Raw genomic sequence first — 21,363 nt, 5'->3', positions numbered from 1 at the left:
CGATCCCATCTCAGCCAGCACGTCTCGATGACAAAAGGAAGAAACGTTGAACTCATCGTGCCTGCCCATACCCACGTTGCCTGTACCAGCGCCCGGCCCTTCGGAGCCGGGCGCCGCTGTCGTGGTACCCCTGATTGTGCCCACCCGTTACGTCATCGACGGCGCGGGATGGGCCGCGCAGCGGCCCTGGCTGCTCGCCGTGGCCGCCGGCGCGCTGGTCGCCTACGTGTCCGGCCGCAGCCTGCTCGCCCTGTGGCGGCACCGCCGGCACGCCGACGGCGCCCGCATGGTGACGATCGCTCCACCGCCAGAGGTGGATCCGCACAGCGCACAAGCCCTGTGGGCGAACCTGACCGGAACCCTCACCCCGTCCCGGCGCCGCCGCTGGCTCTACGGCAGCCCCCACGTGGTGTGGCAGTACACCTGGACCGGGCGGCGGCTGCTCATCTCCGTGTGGGTGCCCGGCACCGTCCCACCCGGCGCCGTCGAAGCCGCCGTCCGCGCCGCATGGCCGGGCGCCGCCTGCACCACCGACGACACACCCCCTCCGCCGATGCCCGTGGACGTGCCGGCGGCGGTGGGCGGGCACCTGCTGCCCACCGCCGCCGAATGGCTTCCCTTCGCCACCGACCACGACAACGACCCGCTACGCGCGCTGATGGCCGCCGGCTCCCAGCTACGCGCCGACGAGCACGCCTGCGTGCAGGTCCTCGCCCGCCCCGCCACACCCCGCCGCGTGTCGCGCGCCCGGCGGGCCGCCGCCAGGCTGCGCGACGGCAAGACCGATATCCCCACCATCAACCCTGCCGCTCCCCTGCTCTGGCTCGTCGAGCTGTTCCTGCCCGGCCGCACCTCCAGCCCCGCCCGACCCGCCGCCGCAGGCCGGCGCGACCCCAGGGTGGAACGCGACGTGCGAGCCATCCTCGACAAGACCGCCCACCCGCTGTGGGAGACCGCCGTGCGCTACGCCATCGGCAAGGACACCCAGCGCGCGAGCACCGACCAGCGGCCCCGGCTGCGCGGCATCGCCGATACGGTCGCGTCGTCCTTCGCGGTCTACTCCGGCCGCAACCGCCTCACTCACCGCACCCGCATGCCCAACCCGGCCGCCGTCCTCGCCCAGCGGCGCCTCCGCGCCGGGTTCCTCACCAGCACCCCCGAACTGGCCACCCTCGCCGCCCTGCCCCGCGACCTGGCCGTGCCGGGCCTGGACCGGGCACGGGCGAAGTCCATGCCCGCCCCGGTCGCCGTGCCCACCGGGGGACGCGGCACGAAAATGATCGGCGACGCGCAGGTCGGCGGCCACGGCGTCGCCCTGCTGGTCCCCGACGCCCGCTACCACCTGCACGTCGTCGGCTCCACGGGCAGCGGGAAAACCACACTGCTGGTCAACATGGCCGTCGACGACATCACCGCCGGCCGCGGCACCGTGGTCATCGACCCCCACGGCGACCTGGTCCTGGACATCCTGGACCGGCTACCCGCCTCCGTCGCCGATCGGGTGGTGCTGTTCGACCCCGACCAGCCCAACCCGCCCACCCTCAACCCCCTGTCCGGCGACGACCCCGACCTCGTCGTGGACAACCTCGTATCGATCTTCGGGAACATCTTCGCCAAAGCGTGGGGACCCCGCATGGACGACGTCATGCGGGTGGCCTGCCTGACCCTGCTCCGGCACGCCAACGTCACCCTGCAACACATCCCACCCCTGCTCAACAGCAAACAGTTCCGCTCGGCCATGACCGTCGACCTCGACGACCCAGCCGGCCTGTCCGGCTTCTGGCAGTGGTACGACGAACTCAACCCCGCCCTGCGCTCCCAAGTCATCGGCCCCGTCCTCGCCCGCCTGCGCGCGTTCCTGCTACGAGACTTCGTCAAACGCACCATGCGCTACCCGAAATCCAGCTTCGACATGGGCAAGGTCCTCGACGGCGGAGCGCTGCTCGTGCGCATCCCCAAGGGCCAACTCGGCGAGGACACCAGCAAACTGCTCGGCTCCCTCGTCCTGGCCCAGGTATGGCAGGCCGCCACCGCCCGCGCGAAAACCGGCCCCGACAAGCGCCGCGACGCCACCCTGATCATCGACGAGGCGCAGAACTTCCTCACCCTCGCCAACAGCCTCGACACGATGCTCGCCGAAGCCCGCAAGTACAGGCTGTCGTTGGTCCTCTCCCACCAGGACCTGGCCCAGTTCCCGAAAGACCTGCTCGCCGCCGTCTCCGCCAACGCGCGAAACAAAATCTACTTCTCGTGCGCGCCCGAGGACGCACGCGTCCTCGCCAGGCACACCCTGCCCGAACTCGACGAGCACGACCTGACCCACCTCGACGCCTACACCGCCGCCGCACGGCTCGTCGTCCATGGTCGACAGACCCCCGCCTTCACCCTCAAGACCCGCCCACCCCGACCCGTCACTGGCGAAGCAACCGCTATCCGGCACGAGGCTGCAACAGCTGTTCAAGGGCAGGACGTCAGCGCCATCGACAAGCTCGTCGACCGGTACTCCGCCAACCCTGAGGACGTCCGCAAGACCCGGCCGAAACGGGACACAGGCAAGCCGTGACAGGGGGTATCGGACTGACAATTTCAGACCACCAAACCCAAACGGCTTGAGGTGGCCCACCCGCAAGTCGAGCAAACCTTCACAATTAGCCCCGCTGGCGACACCAATTTACTTCCCCCAAAGGCAAGAGCCGGTGCCGCTGACGGAAGAGGTTCCGGAAGTTGGGCCTGGCTTCGTTCAGCGGATCTGCAGCTTGTTGGAGTCTATATAGTAGGTTGTTCCTCGATACTCGGCCTCGAAACCCTCACCACTCGCTACCGCACGGAGCGCAATGCCGCCAGAAAGGGTGCCCGCGAAGTTTATGCCGAAGTAGAATGCCTGACCAGACGCCTGTTTGCATACGTATGCACGTGTGTCGCTGTCAGCATAGCGCGCTTCCAGCGTCAATGGTTGCGTGAGCGCCACTCCTGACGCCTTGACTGCGGCAACAACTATTTCCGGGCATTGAGCCCCTCCCGGACCGACACTTCCTGTCGAGGCAACTGTGGGACGTGATGGCGATGGGCTCGGCGCGGCCAGTTTCGTGACGTCGCCACCCTGCTGGAGGTTGCTCCACAGCAGCATTGTAACCATATAGAAAACGGCGCTACCCAGTAGCAGTCCCAAGAAGAAGCGATTGTTTGATATCCGGCGCTGAAGCCGCCGCTCCAACTCTTTCGGCGCGGGGAAGAAGGCTGAAAGCGTGGCTACCTCAGTGCGCGACGGCCGCCCGTGTCGAAATCCCGCGATGGACTCGGCGATTCGCTCATAGTCGTCCTGGCTGATCCCCGCTGTCGAAGTGCCACTCGCTTCTCTGCGCTTAGTCAAATAGTGAGTTAGGAACGCGACTCCGACGGTGGCAGCAGGTGCAAGGAAAGGCACTAACCAATTGAACTCCACTACGCCCCCCCTTTGGGTGCGTGAGCTGTTGTTTGTGACGGGTCACAGTAACAGAGCTTTTGCCACAGTCAACACATAGTCAGAAATCCGGCAGCACCAGGAGCAAACCGTTAGGCGGGTAGCCCTATCAGAACATGGTAGGCGCTGATCACTAAACGATATCGCGGCGAAGATCAACCGGGCCGACTGCCACTGCCTGTAAGGGAAGAGTGGCCATCAGGATGCCGTCGGCCGGTCGTCTAGCCGGGCCCAAAGCGTCTCCACTCCGCCACACTCTCATAGCCGCTAGTAGGGCCACTTCCGGCCGTCGGGCGCTGGCTGAAGCCTCCGAAGCAGCATGACCTGTCGGAGCCACTGCAGCATCTGTCAGCCCTTAGAAATGCCTCTGCTTCGCCCCTTCCGTCGGCCCTTCGCCCGCCCTTCACCGCTGACCGCCTATTACCGCTGACAGGTTTCGCGGTCGGTCTGTCGGTGCTGCACACGGCGGCTGACAGTCACCCGTCAGCCTGACGACGTTCCCAGACACCCCTCCACAGAGGGGACCTCTCCTCATCCCCTGACGGATCTCCGCGTGCCTCCCCCCGCCTGCGGACCCATCCGGCTCCCACCGCCTCGACCGTGAAGGACATCTACTCATGCCCTCCCAGCCTTCTCACCCCGACTCTGCTTCCTCCGACCGTTGGTCGCTCGACCGCGGCCCGGCCGCTCGTCGTCGGCCTGCCTCTGGCGGCCTGGCCAGCCGGCGGGCTCGCCTGGACAACCTTCGCCGGCTGACCAGCCGGGACCGTCAACTCCTGGCCTGGCTCGCCGAGCACTATGTGCTGTCCACCGACCAGATCGCGCAGGCCCTATTCACCTCCCGCCGCTCGGCCCTGCTGCGGCTGGCCACCCTGTATGCGATCGACGCGGTCAGCCGGTTCGTGGACGTCACCACCGGCGACCGGCAGCACCTCTACGCCCTCGGCCCGCTCGGCATGCTCGTGCATCCCACCACCTACACCGACCCGGACCGCGCTAACGCCCGGCCGCCGCGCAGCAGCATCGAGCGCACCGAACGCATCGTCGGCAGCCGCAAGCTGCGCCACCTGCTCGGTACCAACCAGCTGTTCGTCGACCTCATCGCCTACGCGCGCACCGACCCGCATGCCGGGCTGGCGCGGTGGTGGTCCGAGCAGCATGCCACCGCCGCCTACGCCATCGCCGGCATCCGCCCCGACGCTCACGGCATCTGGTGCGCCGGCGGCCGGACCGTGGGGTTTTTCCTGGAGCATGACAACGGCACCGAACCCCTGAGCACGGTGTTGCGCAAGCTGCGCGGCTACGAACGCCTCGCCGAGTTCGGACCTCGTTACCCGGTCCTGCTGCGGGTGCCCAGCCGCCGCCGGGAGACCAACCTGCTGCGTGCGCTCGCCGGTGTGCCCACCGTCATGCCCGTGGCCTCCGGCGTGCAGAGCGAGCACCCGGCCGGCCCGGCGTGGACGCTGAGCACCGACCCCGGCCCGCGCCGCTGGTTGCACGAGCTGCCCTGCGACCACGGACCCGACAACCCCGCGACCAATCCCCACCGCTTCGCCGACAACCCCGACCAGTAACCCCTCTACCGTACTGACAGCGGAGGTCACTGACTCGCCCCCGCAAGCGCAGACCTCGCATCTGACAGGCGATAGCGCCCCCTGACAGACCGGCCGGATCTGACACCCCGGAAGCCCACCTCGCGTCTCCGGGCGCCCTGAGGTCTGACAGCCGAGGTCAGCGCCACTTCCCGGCGATACGGGCACCATGCGCGTTGACAGAACCCGCCGCTACCGTCGTCGACAACACCACACCCCACAAATCGCTTCACCCGGTTCGGTCCCACCTGTAGGGATCCCTCGCCGCACCAATGCGGTTCGCTGCGCCCACCCGCTACGGCCGGTCGGCACGCGCCCCGCGCGGCGGCCCCCAGGTCGCACCAACCACCCGCACCATCCGCTCCACTTCTGCCTTGTCTGCCCTGAACCGACCCATGCACCTGGTGGGCCGGTCACTTGTGCGCGCTCTGGCGCGCCCGACTCAAGGAGGAACCCCATGGCCCAGACCGTCAACGGCACCCCGCTGACCCGTCACGGCAGCCGCGTGCCAGCCACGCCAGCCCCTGTTCGGCCCAGGCCGTCCCTCGTCAAGCCGGGGCCTGCCGCCGCTGCCCGACGGCCCGCCGCACAGCCGGTCGCCACGCCGGCCCCGACCATCCAGACGATGATCGTGTGCCTGCCCGACGACGTCCCCCAGGAGGCCCTCGCCACCGGGAAGCTCGCCACGCACTTCGGCGTTCCCGGCGCCCTCACCGCCCGCTTCTGGGCCGCGCCCGGCCTGCGCCGCTGGCAGCGCCACCATCTCATCGGCCTGCGCAAGGGCGCACCCGCGCTCTGCGCCGGTGGTCGGGTCGACCTGCTCGACCTGGTCGGTATGCGCCACGCCGCCGCGGTCGGCGCCGGCATCCGCCATCAGATCTGGCAACAGGCCGTCCACGGCACCCGACCCGCCACCGGATGGCCCGCCTTCGAGGCCCGCCACCTCGCCAACCCCGACCGCTACCCCCACGGCAGCGCGGCCGCGGACTTCCACGCCCAACCCCGCGTCCAGGCCATGCGCCTGCACGCCGCCGCCAACCCTGGACCCGGCCAACCCGGCATCGGAGAGTTGGAGATGTACCAGGCCGGCCCCCTCGCATACCAGCACTACAGCGCCGCCACCGCCGTGGTCGGCGACGCCATGCTCACCGCCGACGGCCGCGAACTCGCCCCCACCAGCGACGCCCTCGCCGACCGCACCACCTACATCGAGCAGGCCCTGCGCCACCTCACCACCCTCGCACCCGACCAGCGGCTCATCGCCGTCGCCCTCTAACGCCACGATCGGCTCACGGCGCCCCCAGCTTCCCTTCTCCTGCGGGACACCAGGCGTTGTCCCGCCGTCGTGCGGCGCTCCCGGCATGACCGGGGCTGAGCGCGGTAGCACCTCGCACCCCAACGCTGTGGGCACACCGCGTCGGCCACTCCCACGGCTGGTGCGTCGACGGCACCAGCGCCGGGCGCCCCGGGCATGGGGTGACCCGCCAGTCCGGCCTGCAGCAGGCCGCTCTATTCCTCTTCCGCCACGTTGGCCTCTCACCGCCGACTGGACCAGGCGGCGCATTCCCACACCGGGTCCGGCGGCGCCCGCCCGTAGCCACCCCCAGCCGGCGCGCCCACCCAATGCCTGCCGACAGGCCGATGCCGGTCACCGGCGGTGCGGGAGGACCACCGTCCCGAGATTCGGTCCGAGCACTTGATCAGCGCGGCGGTCGAAGCGTGGATCAGTGCGCGGACCTCAACCCGCAGGAACCACACGACGAAAGGAAACGCGCCCATGACCGACACGCCATCGGAGACCATCCCCGCGCACAGTGCGTTCAAGGTGCTGGCGGCGCTGGCCGAACTCGGCGAGGCCACCGCCGCGACGGTCGCCGAGCACGCTGGACTCGGCTACTCCACCACCACGCCCAAGCTGCGCGCCTGGGAAGGATCGGGACAGGCCGAGCGGTTCCGCACCGACGACGGCCGCACGCTATGGCGACTCACCGACGCCGGCCGCGCCGCCACCGCCACGCCTCAACCCGCAGCGAACGCACCCGACCCGGCCGCCACCCCGGAGGCCGCGCAGGAGCCGAGCCAGGACAGCGACGCACACCCTGCCGCCCAGGCGGCAGACACCCCGGCCAACCCCAGCGCGCCCGCACCGCCGCAGACCGATCCGGACGCGCAGCCCAGGCCGGAGCCTGACGGCGCCCCCGCCGGTGACCCGCCAGCCGGCCCCGCCCCCTCGACGCCGCCGGACGATCCCGACGCTGCCCGCCCACCGCGCAACGAATCTTCGGGCGGGTCGCGCCGCATCGGCGGGTCGCTGCGCGGAGCGATCCTGGACATCCTCGAGGCGCACCCCGGCCGGGCCTACAAGACCGGTGAGCTGTGCCGGCTCATCGACGCCGCGAACGTCGGCACCGGCGCGGCCAAGGCCAGCGCGGGCGCCGTCGCCAACGCCGCGACCAAGCTCGTCGCCGACGGTCAGGCCGTGCAGACCGTCGAACGTCCGGCCACGTACCAACTCGCCCCCGCCATCGGCGGTCAGTGACCTCAGCTGTCAGGCAGCCCGAGGGCGGGCGTCGAAGTTGGCGCCTCACGCCCGCCCCCGGTGCTCCTTCGGACACAAGGAGCGTTTTCGAGTGTCTCCCATCCTGCACACGACCGCTATCGCCGCCGGCGGGATCCTCGCCGGCCTGTCCCTCGCCGGCGCCCTGCTCTGGTGGCAGCAGCAAGCCCTCCAGACCGCCCGGTACGAGGCCACCCACGACGAGATCACCGGCCTGCCCAACCGGCGGCTGTTCCTCACCCGCCTACGCGCCGCCCTCGCCGACCGCACCCCCGTCGGGGTGGTGCTGCTCGACCTCGACCGGTTCAAGGCCGTCAACGACACCCTCGGCCACGACACCGGCAACGTCCTGCTGGAGCAGGTCGGCCGGCTCCTGGCCAACCTGCCCACCCCGGTACAGATAGCGGCGCGGCTGTCCGGCGACGAGTTCGCCCTGCTCGTGTCCGGCGATGACGACGACACCGCCACCGCGGCCGACGCCGCCTGGCAGGTCATCGCTGGCGCCCCGATCCGCCTGGACACCGGCGACATCCCCGTCGCCGCCTCGGTCGGCTACACCCACACCCGCGACCCGCACGCCAGCCCCCGGCAGCTGCTCGCCGAAGCCGACACCGCCATGTACCAGGCCAAAGGCTCCGGCGGTGGCGTGTGCGCCTACTGCCCCCGCGGCACACCGCCGCAGCGGCGCAGCCGCGACCGCCACTACCGCTGACCGGCACCCGCCCACCGCAGTCCCCTTCGGACAGGCCAGGACCCTCCGCCTGCTCCGACACCATTGGACTGCGGCGACCAGCAGGTAGCCGGCGTGCATGTTCGCCCCGGCCGCCAGTCCCGACCACTCCGCCGCGCCTCCACCGGCGCGACCACCGCTGATCCAGCCGACCCAGATGGACCCCGCAGCCTCCGGCTGCGGGGTCCTTCCCCTTCCTGCCCCTGACAAGGGAGATCCCCGTGTTGTCCATCCCCGCTGTGCGCACCCTCGCCGGTTGCCTCCTGGCCGTCGACGCCGACGCCGACGCGCTGGGCTGGGGCCAGCCCGCGACGCTGCTGCTCATCCACGACCGGCCCCTGCACACCGGCGGGCGGGCACCGATGCGCGAGATGCGCAGCTTGGAGTTCCCGCTTCGCCGCGACGACCTGCTCACCGAACCGACCGGCCTGCCCGCGCTGCTGCACCGCCTCGCCGCCGGCCTTCACCACCCGCACACACCCACGCCCTACCACGCCACCCTCGACACCATCCTCGGGCTGATCCGGGCGACCGCACCCGACGCGCGTCTGCTGGCCTGGGCCACCTGCTACGACGACATCCCCACCATCGACGGTCAGCCACGGCAGGCCCGCCGCATCGACGCCGTCGACGTCGACGGCCGCGTCTACCAGCTCACCCGCCCGCGCAGCGATGACCACCCCGTGCTGCTCGTCGATGACCGACCAGACGCGCAAGACGTTCCCGCCACCTACTGCGGGCTGACCGCGCTGCTGGCCGCCACCGCCGGGCACCTGCCGGGCGGTACCCGCCCGGACAGGGCATGACCGGCCCGCAGGTGCCGCGGGACGCCGACGACGACGAGCCGATCTTCGGCGTATGCGGGCCCGACGGCGCGTCGATCCGCTGCCGGGTGTGCGGGGCGGTCGACGAGGTCGTCGGCGACGAGGTGCCGTCCATGGCCGGCTACGGGGAGGACAAATACGTCCGCTGCACCCGCTGCGGATCGGTCGAAACCACCGACCCGATCTTCGGCTGGCGCGCCAAGCCCGCCCCCTGGCCGCCCACCACCAAACACGAGCAGCCGTAACAACCCGCGGCGGATGCCGCCGCCAGCAGGCCCCGCCCTCACCGCGCAGGGACGGGCCCCCGAAGGCGCCCCCGCGCCTACCGCCGCACGGCCGCAGCGCCTGCCACGACGCGGCGCTGCCACAGCCGCACCTGCACCGCAGCCGCAGCACGACCCCACACCGCCGCTCGCACGGCCTTGCACCGCCCCGGCCGTCACGGCCCCCTGCCGCGCCGCCACCAACTCGCATCCGACGTCGCCGAAAACCCCATCCCCGTAAGGAGTCCTGTCTCGTGAACACCCCCTGCTTCGTCGGCACCACCGACCCCGCCAAGCCCCACCTCGTACACGCCCGGTTCGTGCTCCTCGACGGCCACCCCGGCGTTGTCGTTCCCGCCCTCGCCGCCATCTGGGCCGCGCACGCCCACTGCGACACCCGGGCGCTGATCGGCGCCGTTCTCGCCCGTGACTGGGAGTACCTCGATCCCGCCACCACCGCCACCACCGTTTGCGGGTTGGGGCAGCAGTCCGTGCCGGGCGTCGGCATCCCCCTGACCGGCTGCGTCGTGGACGCGCCGGAGCCGGTCACCGTGTTCCCGCTGTGCCGGGCCGGGCACCTCGACGCGCAGTGGATCTACCTGGTCGACCCGGCGACCGACACGGTCGCCGTGCACACCGACGACGGGCACCACCTGGCCCGCTACCGGCTCCGCGACTGCGTCAGCCCCTCAGCCGGCCCGGACCCGGCACGCAGCCCCGCTTCCCGCACGAACGCGGCGGCACCCGGCGCGCTGGTGTCGGCGCCGGGGACACCGCGGTGACCGCCCGGGCGCTCGGCGCCGTCGCCGCCGCGGTGGTGGCCCTGCTCCTGTTGTGCGCGGCCGGGATCGGGGCGCTGTTCACCGGCGGCGGCACCGCCTCAGCCGCCTGCTACCGCACGGCGGCCGACGGACAGCCTCTGCCGGCGGGCATCACCGTGTCCCCACCGGTTGCCGGTGCCGGTGGGTGGACCAGCGAGCAGACGGCCCACGCCGCGGTGATCGTCGCCGTCGGCGCGGACCTTCAGGTCCCGCCGCGCGGGTGGGTCATCGCCCTGGCCACCGCGATGCAGGAGTCCACGCTGCGCAACCTGCCCGGCGGGGACCGCGACTCGGTCGGGCTGTTCCAGCAGCGCCCCTCCCAAGGGTGGGGCACCCCCGCCCAACTCCGGGACCCCCGCTACGCCGCCGGCCGGTTCTACCAGGCGCTGCTGGCCGTCGACGGGTGGCAGGCCATGGCGCTGACCGACGCCGCCCAGGCGGTGCAGCGATCCGCCTACCCCGGCGCGTACGCGAAGTGGGAGCACGAGGCGATCGCCCTGGTCCGCGTCCTCACCGGCGGCACGGCGGCCGGCCCGGTCGCGCCCGAGCTGGAGCAGGCGATGAGCAACCCGCTGTGCATTTTCGACGCCGGCGACGGCCAGCTCGGCGGCGAGCAGGTTCCCCTACCGGACGGGTTCACGCTCCCGCCGGGCACCGCGCCGCCGGTGGCGACGGCGATCGGCTGGGCCCTGGCCCAGCGCGGCACTCCCTACACCTTCGGCGGGGACTGCACCGCGCCGCACTCCGGCATCCCGGCGCGCCAATGCGATTGCTCCTCGCTGGTGCAGCAGGCCTACCGGGCCGCCGGCATCGCCCTGCCCCGCACCACCAGCGAACAAGTCCACGCCGGCCAGCCGGTCACCGACCACCGGGACCTGCGCCCGGGGGACCTGCTGTTCATCCCCGGCAGCCGCGGCAGCCCCGCCCGGCCCGGCCACGTCGGCCTGTACCTCGGTGACGGACTGATCGTGCAGGCCCCGCACAGCGGCGACGTCGTCAAGATCAGCCGCCTGTCGGCGTGGGCCAGCCAGCTCGCCGCCGTGCGCCGCATCGTCGCCTGATCCCGCGCCTCGGGCAGGCAGACGACTTGCTTTCTGTCGCCCCCGGACCCGCCGGGCCCGGGGTCCTCACACCGTTGATGGAGGTTCCATCGTGAGTTGCTCCACCCTGATCGGTGTCACCGCTTCCGGTGGCACCTACGCCGCGCGCTGGTTGCACTGGGGCGGTGACCCCGCACAGGTGCTGCCCCAGCTGCGGCGCATCTGGCAGCACACCTTCGACCGGCGCACCCTCGCCACGGGCGAGGTGCTGCTGCGCCACGACTGGCTCACCCTCGACTACCCCCGCCACCCTGGACGCGGCGGGCAGCGGCCGGTACCCGGCGTCGGCGTCACCGCCGGCCTGCAGGACGGGATCCGCCGCGGCCGCGTCGACGACCCGATCGCGGGCTACCTCGAATGGATGTACCTGATCGACGTCGCCACCGACACCGTCGTCGTGTACGAGGCGACCTGTCACGGTCGCTGGCTGCGCCACAGCCGACACCTGCTCGACCCGGACGCAGGCGGGCACCTGCTCGACCCGGACTCGGGCGGGCACCTGCTCGACCCGGACTCGGGCGGGCACCTTCTCGACCCGGACCCGGACGGGCGGGTGCTGGGCTGCGGCGGCTACCGCACGCACGGGCACCGCTGGCACACGGTTCGCCTGTGGCTGCCGGACGCCCGCACCGGCCTGGACGCCGAGATCTGCCTGGCCCCGCACCTGAGCACGGCGACGGTCCTGCGGTTCACCGACGCCACCGCCCACGCGATCACCGCCGCCACCGTCCCCATCCGCCTGCAGGCCGGGCGGCCCGCGCCGTGGCTTCGCCCGGTGGGCCCGCAGTTCGACCTGGTGGTGCCCGACAGCTGCGGCGAGCGGCCTTATCGGCTTCGCCGCGACGCTGACGGGCTGCTGCTGCTCGACGTGCCGGTGCCCGGCTGGTCGTGGCAGCTCCTGTCCGCCCAGGTGACGCGGCGATGACCTACCGACCACCCGGCGAGCGCGACGCCGGTGACCGCAACCGTGCCCTCACCGGTGACGAGAGCAGCGACGCGGGTTGGCAGCAGGTGCTCGACGCGCTGTGCGCGGCCGGTGCCGCGGCCGGACGGTCAGCGGCGCAGTGGTGGGCGCAGGACGTCCTCGGCGGTCGGGCTGGCGGCAACGCCGCCGGCCCCGCGCGGCGGATCCTCGCCGGGATCGACGACGGGGACCCGGCGGTGCTCGACGGGCTTCCCGCCGCCGACCGGTACTGCCTCGCGCAGGATCGGGACCGGTACGCCGAGGCCGCTGCGGCCGGCGCGCCGCCGTGGGAGGACCTGCCCGCCGCCCGCTGCGACCAGACACGGTGGGCGTGGTGCGACGGCTTCGACCAGGCGCTCACCGACGAGGTGGCCCGACAGTGCCACATCGTGCTGTCCCCGACCGGCGACGACCGCGACCTGAGCCACCTGCACCCGGACCGGGTGCGCCTCGGCGGGCCGGGCGTGTTCGCCGGGGACTGGGCGTGGACGCCGAACGCCGACGGGGAAATGCGCATCCCGGTCGGGTTCGTCGGAACCCTGGTCGACACCTGGAACGGGTGGGCGGTGTTCACCTGCACCCGGGCCGTGGCGGAAGCGGTCGTCGCCGACCAGCAGGCCACCCGCGACCGTCACCGGCAGACCCTCGCTGAAGAGGCTGTCCCTGAGGCGCGGCGGGAGCGGCTGCTGGACGAATCCCTGGCCCGCATGTGCTTCGACGGCGACGTCATCGCCGTCGACGAGACCCTCATCCACGGCGACCCGGCAGCGGTGCACCGCATCGCCCCTGACGCGCAGGGCCGGTACACGGTCATGGGCCGCGCCTGGACCTGGACCGCCGTGCACCCCTACGACTGCGACCACATCGCCGGTGACATCCCCAACTTGGCCAGCCAGCCGACGCCCGAGGACTAACCAAGCCCCCTCCGCCGTGACCTACCTGGCCAGAAGGGAACACGACCATGCTCGATGACCGCGACGACCAGTTCGGCGAGTACGCCCACGAGGAGATCCTGCAGGCCTTGGTGCGGCACCTGCTCACCAGCGCCGACCTGGACCAGCTCTGCGACGACGCCGACCTGCCCCAGCTCACCCACGACGACGGGCAGCCGGTGACCATCACCTCGGCCCGCGTCTACCGCGACGCCGGCGTGATGACCCTCGACCGGGGTGTGTGGCTCGAGTTGTCCGACGGCAGCGTGTTCGGCCTGACCGTGCAGATCTCCCGCCGCCCCCGCAGCGAGGTCACCCTCCGCCGCAACTAACGCCTTGCGCGCCCGTTCCGGGTCGACTTGATCGATCCGCGTGCGGGTGCGTTCCTTGTCGTCGCCCACCGGTTGGTGACGGCGACACCTGACCGGCAGACCCCTGCCGGCCTTGCTTGCTGCACAAACCTCACGGAGGTCGCTGGCCGTCCCTGCCACAGGGCCGCGCCCGTCACCGCCGTCTCCGCCGCGCGGACACCGCACCACGTCTGCCCGTGCACCCGGAGACGGGTGCGCGGGCCCCATCCCTGACCACAGGAGACCCCGCATGGACCTTGCAACCCCGCCCGCGACCACCGACCCCTTGCGGGGCGGCCCAGATGGCGACCGCCGTCCCGGATTCCTCTACCGGCAGGTCGCCGCCTACCTCGCCAGCCAACCCGACCAATGTCTCAAGGTCGGCCAGGTCACCACCGCCATCGCCGCCCGCTCCACCGGCGCGGTGTTCGAAGCGTTGAAGAAGATGGCCGCCGCCGGCTACGCCACCCACTACACCGGCCCACACCGCTTCCAGATCACCCAGGCCGGCATCGACGCCGCCGGGACGATGCCACCGCCTGCCCCGCGTACACCCCGCAGTGGCCGCGGGGCAGGTCGACGGCAGCCGGTCCCCCGCCCCAACGGCGACCTGTACTTCCCGCGCAAACTCGCGGGAGCCACCGATGTGGACGTGCTGCGCCTGCTACGTGAAAAGCGTATCCCGGTGCTGCTCTACGGCCCGCCAGGTACCGGCAAGACCGCACTCGTCGAGGCCGCCTTCCCGGACGTGCTCACCGTCGCCGGGACCGGGGACACCGTCGTGGAGGACTTCCTCGGCAACTTCATCCCCCTCCCGGACGGCGGCTACGAGTTCGTCTACGGCCCCCTCGTCACCGCGATGCGCGAGGGGCGGGCGCTGCTGGTCGACGACGCCACCCTCATCGCGCCGAAGGTCCTCGCCGTGCTCTACCCGGCCATGGACGGCCGGCGGGTCATCACCATCCCCGGCTACCGCAACGAACGCGTCGAGGCCGTCGACGGGTTCTACGTCATCGCCGGGCACAACCCCGGCGTACACGGGGCCATCCTCACCGAGGCGCTCGCGTCCCGGTTCGACGTGCACATCGAGGTCACCACCGACTGGGACCTCGCCCGCCACCTCGGCGTCCCCGCCCCCGCCGTGCAAGCGGCCATCGCCCTCAACGCCGACCTCGCCGCCGGGCGGGTGTCCTGGGCGCCGCAGCTGCGCGAGCTGCTCGGCTTCGCCCGCGTCCGCAAAACCCTCGGCCTACCCGCCGCGGTGGCGAACCTCGCCGGCCGCGCCCCCGAAGACGACCGCGAGCACGTCCTCGCCGCCCTGCGACAGCACTTCGGCAGCGAAATCACCGCGCTCACCCTCGGCAAGCAGCGCTAACCCCTGAAAGGAGAACCTGATGCCCCATCCCCGTACACACCTGCAGCCCGGCACCGCCCCTGCGATCGGCGACCCGGACTGGCAGGAATGGAGCACCGCGTGGACCCGACACATCCCGGTCCTGACCGGCCGCACCGACCTGACCGTCACCGTCGCTCCCGGCGCCGGCGGCGGCGCCCCCGCCTGCTTCTACCCCGACACCGGCCGCATCGAAGTCGACGCCACCCACATCGGCACCCCTGACGTCGCCAACCCCCGACGCGCCGGCCACAAACGGCTGGTGCCCACCGCCTACGGGCTCCTGGTCCACGAGGCCGCGCACGCCGCCCACAGCCGGTGGCGTACCCCGCCCGGCACGCCACCGGTCGTCGCCGCCGCCGCCGAGGTGCTCGAGGAGTCCCGCATCGAGTACCGGCAGCGCAGCCGCCGGCGCGGCGACCGCAGGTGGCTGCGACACACCGTCACCGCACTGATTAGTACCGACGACGCCCCCGTCGACGACGCGTGGCACGCCGGACACCTGGCCGGGCTGCTCCTCGCCAGGGTCGACGCCCGGATCATCACCGCCAAGGACATCAAGGGGGTTCGCGCGGCGGTCACCGCGGTCCTCGGCCGCAAGCGCCTGCTGCAGCTGCGCGACGTGTGGCGGCAGGCGCACACCGTCGAGGACTCCGACGCCGACAGCATGCTCGACCTGGCGTGGCGGTGGTGCCGCATCCTCGGCATCCACCCCCACCTGCAGCCAAATCCGCCGCAGCCGGATCCGGGGATGTTCGCCGGCCAGCTCGCCCAGGCCCTGACCGACTACCTCGCCCACACGGTCGGGCTCACCCCCGCCGCATACCGGGCCCGGCAGATCAGTACGAAGTTCTCCGCCCCGGCGGCATGGACCCGACGCGACCCCACCGACGCCGAACGTGGCGCCGCTCGCCACCTCGCCGCCCGGCTGCGCCGCGCCCGCACGTATCAGCCCGAACCCGACACCCGGCCCAGTCTCATCCCGCCGGGCCGGCTGCGGACCCGCCACGCGATCACCGCGCAGGCGCAGATCGCCGCCGGCGCCATCCCGACCGCCACACCGTGGCAGCGGCGCGCCACGCTGGCACCGCCGAAGCCGGCCCTGCACCTGGGCGTCATCGTCGACGTGTCCTTTTCCATGCACCCCTACGCCGCACCCATGTCGTCGGCGGGCTGGATCCTCGCCCACGCCGCCCGCAGCAGCGACGCCGTCGCCGCCACCGTCGCCTTCGGCAGTGACGTCACCCTGCTCGTCGGCCCCCGGCAACGCCCCACCCACGTGCAGGACATGCACACCTCCGGCGGCAGCAGCACCTTCGGCGACGCCGTGAAACTCGCCGACGAGCTCCTGCACCTGCGCCAACCCGGCAGGCTGCGGATGCTGGCGGTCGTCTCCGACGGCGATCTCGACGACATCCCGGCCGCCCAACGACTCGTCAGCACCCTGCACCGCGCCGGCTGCCCTGTGCTGTGGCTGCGCCCCGCCGACCTGGACGGGCACACCTTCACCGACACCAGCACCGTGCTGGTCGCCGACCCTGTGCAGGCCATCGACTACATCGCCGACGCCGCCGTCACCGCCCTCGAACGCGCCTGACAGCCCCGCCCCGGCGACCCGGCCGCCTCGGCTCGCTCGCCGCGCTGACCCCGCCGTCACGCGGGTGGGCCTGCACCGCGCTGAGCGGCACCGGCGGGACTCATCCCCTGCATTCGCTACCTGCCGTTTGCCCGGCCCCCTGCGCACCTCTGCGCGTCCGGGCACGGCCGATGTGCCGTGCCCGGTACTCACATCGACACCTCGGGAGACAACCGTGAGCCACTCGAACAACCGCCTACCGCTCGCCTCACCCGCCGACCTGCTCACCGCCGTGCCGTACCTGCTCGGCTTCCACCCCACCGACAGCCTCGTGCTCGTCGGCCTCACCGGCCCACGCGTCGTCGTCGCCAGCCGCACCGACCTGCCCGCACCCGGCGACGTCACCGAATGGGCCGAGGCGATGCACCCGGCGCAGCTGCGCCTGCTGCGCAACGCGGCAGCCACCCGCGCCATCACCATCGGCTACGGGCCCGCCGCCGCCGTCACCGGGGTCATGGACACCGTCACCCCACGGCTGACCGCCGCCGGCATCGACGTGCTCGACGCCCTGCGCGTCACCGACGGCCGCTACTTCTCCTACCTGTGCTCTGAACCCGCCTGCTGCCCCGCCGACGGCGTGCCCTTCGACCCCCACCGCAGCAACGTGACCATGCACGCGATCGTCGCCGGCTGCCACGCCCTGCCCGACCGGGCCGCCCTCGTCGCCAGCATCGCCCCCGCCACCGGCCACGCCCGCGCCACGCTCACCCGCGCCACCGCACGAGCCCGCGCCCGCCGCCGCGCCCTCACCACCAGCGAAGGCCCCGACGGGCTGATCCGCGCAGGCGAAGAGGCGGTCCGCGCCGCGTTCGCCCGCTACGCCGACGAGCAGGTCCTCAGCGACGACGAGCTGGCCTGGCTCACCGTCCTGCTACCCATCCCCGCCGTCCGCGACGCCGCCTGGCTGGCCACCGACTCGCTGCCCTGGCACACCGCCCTGTGGGCCGACATCACCCGCCGCGTCCACCCGCCCCTGGCCGCCCCACCGGCCACCCTGCTCGCCTTCGCGGCCTGGCGCCGCGGCGAAGGCGCCCTCGCCTCCGTCGCCCTCGACCGGGCCCTGACCGCCGACCCCACCTACACCCTCGCGCAGCTCATCGACCAAGCCCTCCGCGCCGGACTGCCCCCATCCGTGCTCGACCGGTGACCCACCCCGGCCCGCACACGCCCTGACCCACACCCCCTCCTGCCGGAGAGCACTGATGTCTGAACCTCACCTCGACGTCCTGCACCGACTCCTGCAACACCAGGGCTACACCCTCGCCCTCGACGAGCTCGCCCAGGCCTGCGCGCAGCAACCCGACGAGGTGTGCGCACTGCTGTCCCAGGCCGGCAGCATCGCCGCCACCCAGGCGCAGATCACCGCCCTGACCGACGCCGCGAACCTGCTCTGCGACGTCCACGCCCGCGCGGGCGCCGACACCGTCCTGTCCCTGCGCGAGCGCCTCGACCGGGTCGCCGGCGCCCTCACCACCGCCCTCGCTCAGCGCGACAGGGCCACCGCGGCCCTGCGGCGCACCTGCCAGGCCCTCATCAGCACTGACATCGCCCTGGTCACGACCTGCGACGTCACCAGCGCCGCCGGCCAACCCGACGGCGCTACCACGACCACGCCCTGACCTGAACACCGCCGCGCCGTGCCCCGCAGCCCGAGGACGGGCAGCGGGGCCGGCCCCTGCCCGAGACATGAGGTAACCCGATGACCGAACCGACGGCGTCCATCGCCGCACCGCCGACCCCCGCCCCACCGCCGACCCTGGAATCCGTCCTGCGCCACGCCTGGGACGCCTTTCACCCCACCCAGCCCGCCCCTCTGGGATGGCTCACCCACACCGCCACCCAGGTCCAGGCCTACCTGCACGAGCACCAGCCCGCCCCGCAGGCGCAGCCGCCAGCAGTCGAACTCACCGACCCGTCGGCGCAGCTCGGCGCCCACGTCTGGAGCGCGCTGCGCGACGCCGTCGCCGAGCACGACATCGACGTCGACGCCGCCAACCGGGTCCTGCACGCCGTGGACCTGCCGCTGCTGCCGCGCCGCTGGCAGGTCCGCCTCGCCCTGCCCATCCTCATCGAGGTCACCGCCACCAGCCGCGAGGACGCCTTCGACACCGCCGAAGCCGCCGTCGAAACCGCACTCACCAACGCCGAACTCGACGTGCACATCGAGTGGGACGGACGCGAACGCGACGACGCCAACCCCGGCGACCTCGACCCCACCGCAGCCGAACACACCTACCCCAGCCCGTCACCGGCGACTTGATCCATACGGAAAGTCGAGCGTCACTGCTCGCGGTCGCCGCCCCGGCGAACCCGACAGCGGCATCCCCACACCGCTGGCCGGGGTGGCGGCCACCCGAGCCGACACCCGCTGCCGGAAGGCACCACACGATGACCCAGCCGCACCGACACGCCGTACCCCGCACCGTCACCGACGTCCTGCTGTGGCTGCTCGCCACCGACGTCGTCGTCGCTCACCAAGCCCACCCCGAACGGCCCGGCCGCTGCGCCAACCTGCGCTGCACCGGCGAGGCGTACCCGTGCCCGCCGGCACGCGAGGCCCTTCGCGCATGCCAGGCCGCCAACCGCCCCCGGCTACTCGCTCGGGGCCTGGCACGGGTCACCGTCCAGGCTGCCGGCGGCGCAGCTTCAGGCTTCGCCGGTTGGTTCCGGCCCACCCGCCCGGTCACATCGCCGCCGCTGTCGATGCCGTACCCGCGCGCCGCCTGAGCTCGCCGCGCACACCGACGTCTGCCCCGTGGCAGCGGCGACGCGCCAGCCGCCGCTGCCCCCGACCCCCTCGGAGGGACCGGGAGTTTCCGCAGCGAGTCGACCCTCACCGGCTACGCCCGCCGCAGTGGACCTGCGCCTGCGCATGACCGAATACTCCCGTAGCCGATTCGCCCAGCAGTACCTACGGGCGTTCCTCGAACCCCGCCTCGACCACGACCCCGACTACCCCGCCCGGCACAGCGACGTACTGGGCGCGCGTTCGGCCGCGTCGCGCACGAGCCGTGGCAGCACGGCGAGCCGCACTTCCTCGCCCCGGCCATGACCGCGATCATCGCGGCCGCCGCGCAAGCCCTCGACCTCACCGGCGACGTCGTCGGCAACGACGTCGCCCCCAGCGACGCCGGGGTGCTGTTCCTGCCCGACGGCTGGCCGCCAGTCGACCGGCTCCTCATCGCCGTCCACCCGCCCGCCACGCAGACCTGACCGGATCGGGGGTACCCGCTGGGCAGCGCGTAACCGCGCACCTGGTCCTTCGCTCGCTGACCCCCACCATCGCCGGACGTAGCCCGCCCACCCTTACCCACCCCGACATGGCAAGGGGCGTCGCCGAATGGCGGCGCCCCTTGCACAGGTGCAGCAGGAGAGACCATGAAACACCGCTCCGAGCCCGACGACACCGCCAGCGAAGGCCTCAGCGTCGGCGACCCCGACCTCGGTAAGTCACGGCTGCTGTCGCGGCAGTGCGATACCTGCGTGTTCGCCCCCGGCAACAAAATGCACCTCGCGCCAGGCCGGCTTCGCGACCTCGTCGCCGAAGCCCGAGCCCGCGAGTCGTTCATCGTCTGCCACTCGACACTGCCCCACTACAGGCACCCTGACGCCCAGCCCGCGATCTGCCGCGGCTTCGCCGACCGTTACCGCACCCAGACACTGCAACTCATCGAACGGCTCTTCGGCTTCATCGAGGTCGACCCGCCGCAGGCCGACCCGCAGCCGGCCACACCCGACGCCGCCGCGCCATCACCACAGCACCCCGACGAATGAGGCACTGCACCAATCCAAGCTGGACCGTTGGCAACCTGAGCCCTACCAGCTACCCGAACTGGTGCCAGCAATACCCGTCGTCTCCGCTTGCGGGTGCTTTTCGCCGAGCAGCCACACCGCTGGCAGCAGCGGTCAATCAGGGGCGGGTTCGCGACGACGACGTATCTGGCTGGCACGTGTCGGCGTACGGGTCAGCGCGCCCAACCGGGTACGCCCGAACGTGCACAGGTCCATAACGACGCTCAACGATTGATCCCGGAGGTCCGGCACCCTGCCTCGATCCGGCCATCGACTTCAACGACTATCGCTGTCCGAGTCGGGCCGAGATCGTGATAACTGAGGGCGACTGTCTTGGCGCCCGAGCCGCCGCTCGCATCGCGGTCCGGTCATTCATTTCGCGAGGCGGCCGCGTCGAGCACCCGCTGGATCAACTGGGTGGTTGAGATTCCTCCCGTGCGCCGAACGTAAGTGAGTTTCCCGGCTGCTGCAGCGGGCCCGTATACGAACTCGGCCCCCTCGGGCGACAAGTCGTCGCCGTGCACCACGGTGGTGATCCCGTGCTCGGCAAGAAACTCTTCGGTCAGTTGGAGCGGGGCGTCCTCAATCACCTCATCGACGTACCTGCACGACTCGATCACGGCGACACGCTCAGCAAGGGTCATGATGGGACGACGCTTGTAGGAGGCTGCCGTGTCGTCGGACAGCACGCCAACGACCAGCCAGTCACCATGGCGGCGCGCCTGCCGGAGGAGCGACACGTGGCCCGCGTGGAACAGGTCTCCAACCATGTCGACGTAAACCCGCGATATGGCAGCCGCACCCACGTCTGGGTCCTCCACAACAACTCACCTGCTCCTTCGCCCACACCAGTCGCGGTCGCTCACCGTTCTACCGGACGAGACCGCCGAGGCGCGGACATCGGCAAGACCGAGTGCGTCTTGATCGACCGGCGGTGACTCTGCGTGAC

At 72.0% G+C, this 21,363-nt stretch carries 22 protein-coding genes; 20 read left to right on the top strand and 2 right to left on the bottom strand.

The window, feature by feature from the left end:
* The first annotated feature begins 136 nt into the window (after positions 1–136).
* On the top strand, positions 137–2,563 hold the full coding sequence (locus tag ACTMTB_RS27705) for a type IV secretory system conjugative DNA transfer family protein (protein WP_441149127.1): 2,427 nt from the start codon (positions 137–139) through the stop codon (positions 2,561–2,563).
* Between the two features lie 177 nt (positions 2,564–2,740).
* On the opposite strand, the gene ACTMTB_RS27700 is transcribed toward ACTMTB_RS27705, so the two are convergent.
* Complete coding sequence (locus ACTMTB_RS27700) at positions 2,741–3,442, bottom strand: hypothetical protein (RefSeq protein ID WP_441149126.1); 702 nt, start codon at positions 3,440–3,442, stop codon at positions 2,741–2,743.
* Between the two features lie 794 nt (positions 3,443–4,236).
* Here ACTMTB_RS27700 and ACTMTB_RS27695 point away from each other — a divergent pair.
* From ACTMTB_RS27695 to ACTMTB_RS27605, 19 genes are all read left to right on the top strand, one after another.
* Positions 4,237–5,034: a replication-relaxation family protein gene (locus ACTMTB_RS27695; protein ID WP_441149137.1), complete on the top strand. Its 798-nt coding sequence runs from the start codon at positions 4,237–4,239 to the stop codon at positions 5,032–5,034.
* A gap of 643 nt (positions 5,035–5,677) precedes the next feature.
* Positions 5,678–6,328, top strand: coding sequence for a hypothetical protein (locus ACTMTB_RS27690; protein ID WP_441149125.1), 651 nt, complete (start codon positions 5,678–5,680; stop codon positions 6,326–6,328).
* A gap of 501 nt (positions 6,329–6,829) precedes the next feature.
* Positions 6,830–7,591, top strand: coding sequence for a MarR family transcriptional regulator (locus ACTMTB_RS27685; RefSeq protein WP_441149124.1), 762 nt, complete (start codon positions 6,830–6,832; stop codon positions 7,589–7,591).
* 91 nt (positions 7,592–7,682) lie between these two features.
* The gene (locus tag ACTMTB_RS27680) at positions 7,683–8,321 is read left to right on the top strand and encodes a diguanylate cyclase domain-containing protein (protein ID WP_441149123.1); all 639 of its coding nucleotides are present in this window, start codon (positions 7,683–7,685) and stop codon (positions 8,319–8,321) included.
* Positions 8,322–8,560: 239 nt separating this feature from the next.
* Positions 8,561–9,145 carry a hypothetical protein gene (locus tag ACTMTB_RS27675; RefSeq protein ID WP_441149122.1) on the top strand — a complete coding sequence of 195 codons (585 nt, stop codon included), beginning with the start codon at positions 8,561–8,563 and terminating at the stop codon, positions 9,143–9,145.
* A complete protein-coding gene (locus ACTMTB_RS27670; RefSeq protein ID WP_441149121.1) occupies positions 9,142–9,408 on the top strand; it encodes a hypothetical protein in 267 nt (88 codons plus the stop codon). The genes ACTMTB_RS27675 and ACTMTB_RS27670 overlap by 4 nt, the downstream gene beginning before the upstream one ends.
* Positions 9,409–9,680: 272 nt before the next feature.
* On the top strand, positions 9,681–10,208 hold the full coding sequence (locus tag ACTMTB_RS27665) for a hypothetical protein (protein ID WP_441149120.1): 528 nt from the start codon (positions 9,681–9,683) through the stop codon (positions 10,206–10,208).
* Complete coding sequence (locus ACTMTB_RS27660) at positions 10,205–11,308, top strand: C40 family peptidase (RefSeq protein WP_441149119.1); 1,104 nt, start codon at positions 10,205–10,207, stop codon at positions 11,306–11,308. The genes ACTMTB_RS27665 and ACTMTB_RS27660 overlap by 4 nt, the downstream gene beginning before the upstream one ends.
* 91 nt (positions 11,309–11,399) lie before the next feature.
* On the top strand, positions 11,400–12,272 hold the full coding sequence (locus ACTMTB_RS27655; RefSeq protein WP_441149118.1) for a hypothetical protein: 873 nt from the start codon (positions 11,400–11,402) through the stop codon (positions 12,270–12,272).
* A complete protein-coding gene (locus tag ACTMTB_RS27650; RefSeq protein ID WP_441149117.1) occupies positions 12,269–13,225 on the top strand; it encodes a DUF4314 domain-containing protein in 957 nt (318 codons plus the stop codon). Before ACTMTB_RS27655 ends, ACTMTB_RS27650 begins: the two co-directional genes overlap by 4 nt.
* Positions 13,226–13,272: 47 nt before the next feature.
* Positions 13,273–13,575 (top strand): hypothetical protein, encoded by a 303-nt coding sequence (locus tag ACTMTB_RS27645; protein ID WP_441149116.1) that lies wholly within the window; start codon positions 13,273–13,275, stop codon positions 13,573–13,575.
* A 268-nt stretch (positions 13,576–13,843) separates the two neighbouring features.
* Positions 13,844–14,968 carry an AAA family ATPase gene (locus ACTMTB_RS27640; RefSeq protein WP_441149115.1) on the top strand — a complete coding sequence of 375 codons (1,125 nt, stop codon included), beginning with the start codon at positions 13,844–13,846 and terminating at the stop codon, positions 14,966–14,968.
* A gap of 19 nt (positions 14,969–14,987) precedes the next feature.
* The gene (locus tag ACTMTB_RS27635) at positions 14,988–16,583 is read left to right on the top strand and encodes a VWA domain-containing protein (RefSeq protein WP_441149114.1); all 1,596 of its coding nucleotides are present in this window, start codon (positions 14,988–14,990) and stop codon (positions 16,581–16,583) included.
* 214 nt (positions 16,584–16,797) lie between these two features.
* Positions 16,798–17,769, top strand: a complete 972-nt coding sequence (locus tag ACTMTB_RS27630; protein ID WP_441149113.1) for a DUF4192 domain-containing protein — start codon at positions 16,798–16,800, stop codon at positions 17,767–17,769.
* 55 nt (positions 17,770–17,824) lie between these two features.
* Positions 17,825–18,241, top strand: a complete 417-nt coding sequence (locus ACTMTB_RS27625) for a hypothetical protein (protein ID WP_441149112.1) — start codon at positions 17,825–17,827, stop codon at positions 18,239–18,241.
* An 80-nt stretch (positions 18,242–18,321) separates the two neighbouring features.
* Positions 18,322–18,882, top strand: a complete 561-nt coding sequence (locus tag ACTMTB_RS27620) for a hypothetical protein (RefSeq protein WP_441149111.1) — start codon at positions 18,322–18,324, stop codon at positions 18,880–18,882.
* Between the two features lie 128 nt (positions 18,883–19,010).
* Positions 19,011–19,349, top strand: a complete 339-nt coding sequence (locus ACTMTB_RS27615; protein ID WP_441149110.1) for a hypothetical protein — start codon at positions 19,011–19,013, stop codon at positions 19,347–19,349.
* A gap of 321 nt (positions 19,350–19,670) precedes the next feature.
* Positions 19,671–19,835 (top strand): hypothetical protein, encoded by a 165-nt coding sequence (locus tag ACTMTB_RS27610; RefSeq protein ID WP_441149109.1) that lies wholly within the window; start codon positions 19,671–19,673, stop codon positions 19,833–19,835.
* 165 nt (positions 19,836–20,000) lie between these two features.
* Complete coding sequence (locus tag ACTMTB_RS27605) at positions 20,001–20,396, top strand: hypothetical protein (protein WP_441149108.1); 396 nt, start codon at positions 20,001–20,003, stop codon at positions 20,394–20,396.
* Between the two features lie 386 nt (positions 20,397–20,782).
* Here ACTMTB_RS27605 and ACTMTB_RS27600 read toward each other — a convergent pair whose 3' ends face one another.
* Positions 20,783–21,235: an adenylyltransferase/cytidyltransferase family protein gene (locus tag ACTMTB_RS27600; protein WP_154937044.1), complete on the bottom strand. Its 453-nt coding sequence runs from the start codon at positions 21,233–21,235 to the stop codon at positions 20,783–20,785.
* Between the last annotated feature and the right edge of the window lie 128 nt (positions 21,236–21,363).

The sequence above is a fragment of the Micromonospora sp. L32 genome (assembly GCF_052068055.1).
Taxonomy (GTDB): domain Bacteria; phylum Actinomycetota; class Actinomycetes; order Mycobacteriales; family Micromonosporaceae; genus Micromonospora; species Micromonospora purpureochromogenes.
Note: the sequence above shows the minus strand (reverse complement) of the source record. Positions and strands in the feature narration are given on the sequence as shown.

Bases quoted from the DNA above. Each gene is read 5' to 3' on its own strand.
- ACTMTB_RS27605 (WP_441149108.1), top strand. From the start codon at position 20,001: ATGAAACACCGCTCCGAGCCCGACGACACCGCCAGCGAAGGCCTCAGC.
- ACTMTB_RS27645 (WP_441149116.1), top strand. From the start codon at position 13,273: ATGCTCGATGACCGCGACGACCAGTTCGGCGAGTACGCCCACGAGGAG.
- ACTMTB_RS27625 (WP_441149112.1), top strand. From the start codon at position 17,825: ATGTCTGAACCTCACCTCGACGTCCTGCACCGACTCCTGCAACACCAG.
- ACTMTB_RS27650 (WP_441149117.1), top strand. From the start codon at position 12,269: ATGACCTACCGACCACCCGGCGAGCGCGACGCCGGTGACCGCAACCGT.
- ACTMTB_RS27610 (WP_441149109.1), top strand. From the start codon at position 19,671: ATGACCGCGATCATCGCGGCCGCCGCGCAAGCCCTCGACCTCACCGGC.
- ACTMTB_RS27690 (WP_441149125.1), top strand. From the start codon at position 5,678: ATGATCGTGTGCCTGCCCGACGACGTCCCCCAGGAGGCCCTCGCCACC.
- ACTMTB_RS27670 (WP_441149121.1), top strand. From the start codon at position 9,142: ATGACCGGCCCGCAGGTGCCGCGGGACGCCGACGACGACGAGCCGATC.
- ACTMTB_RS27685 (WP_441149124.1), top strand. From the start codon at position 6,830: ATGACCGACACGCCATCGGAGACCATCCCCGCGCACAGTGCGTTCAAG.
- ACTMTB_RS27635 (WP_441149114.1), top strand. From the start codon at position 14,988: ATGCCCCATCCCCGTACACACCTGCAGCCCGGCACCGCCCCTGCGATC.
- ACTMTB_RS27620 (WP_441149111.1), top strand. From the start codon at position 18,322: ATGACCGAACCGACGGCGTCCATCGCCGCACCGCCGACCCCCGCCCCA.
- ACTMTB_RS27615 (WP_441149110.1), top strand. From the start codon at position 19,011: ATGACCCAGCCGCACCGACACGCCGTACCCCGCACCGTCACCGACGTC.
- ACTMTB_RS27640 (WP_441149115.1), top strand. From the start codon at position 13,844: ATGGACCTTGCAACCCCGCCCGCGACCACCGACCCCTTGCGGGGCGGC.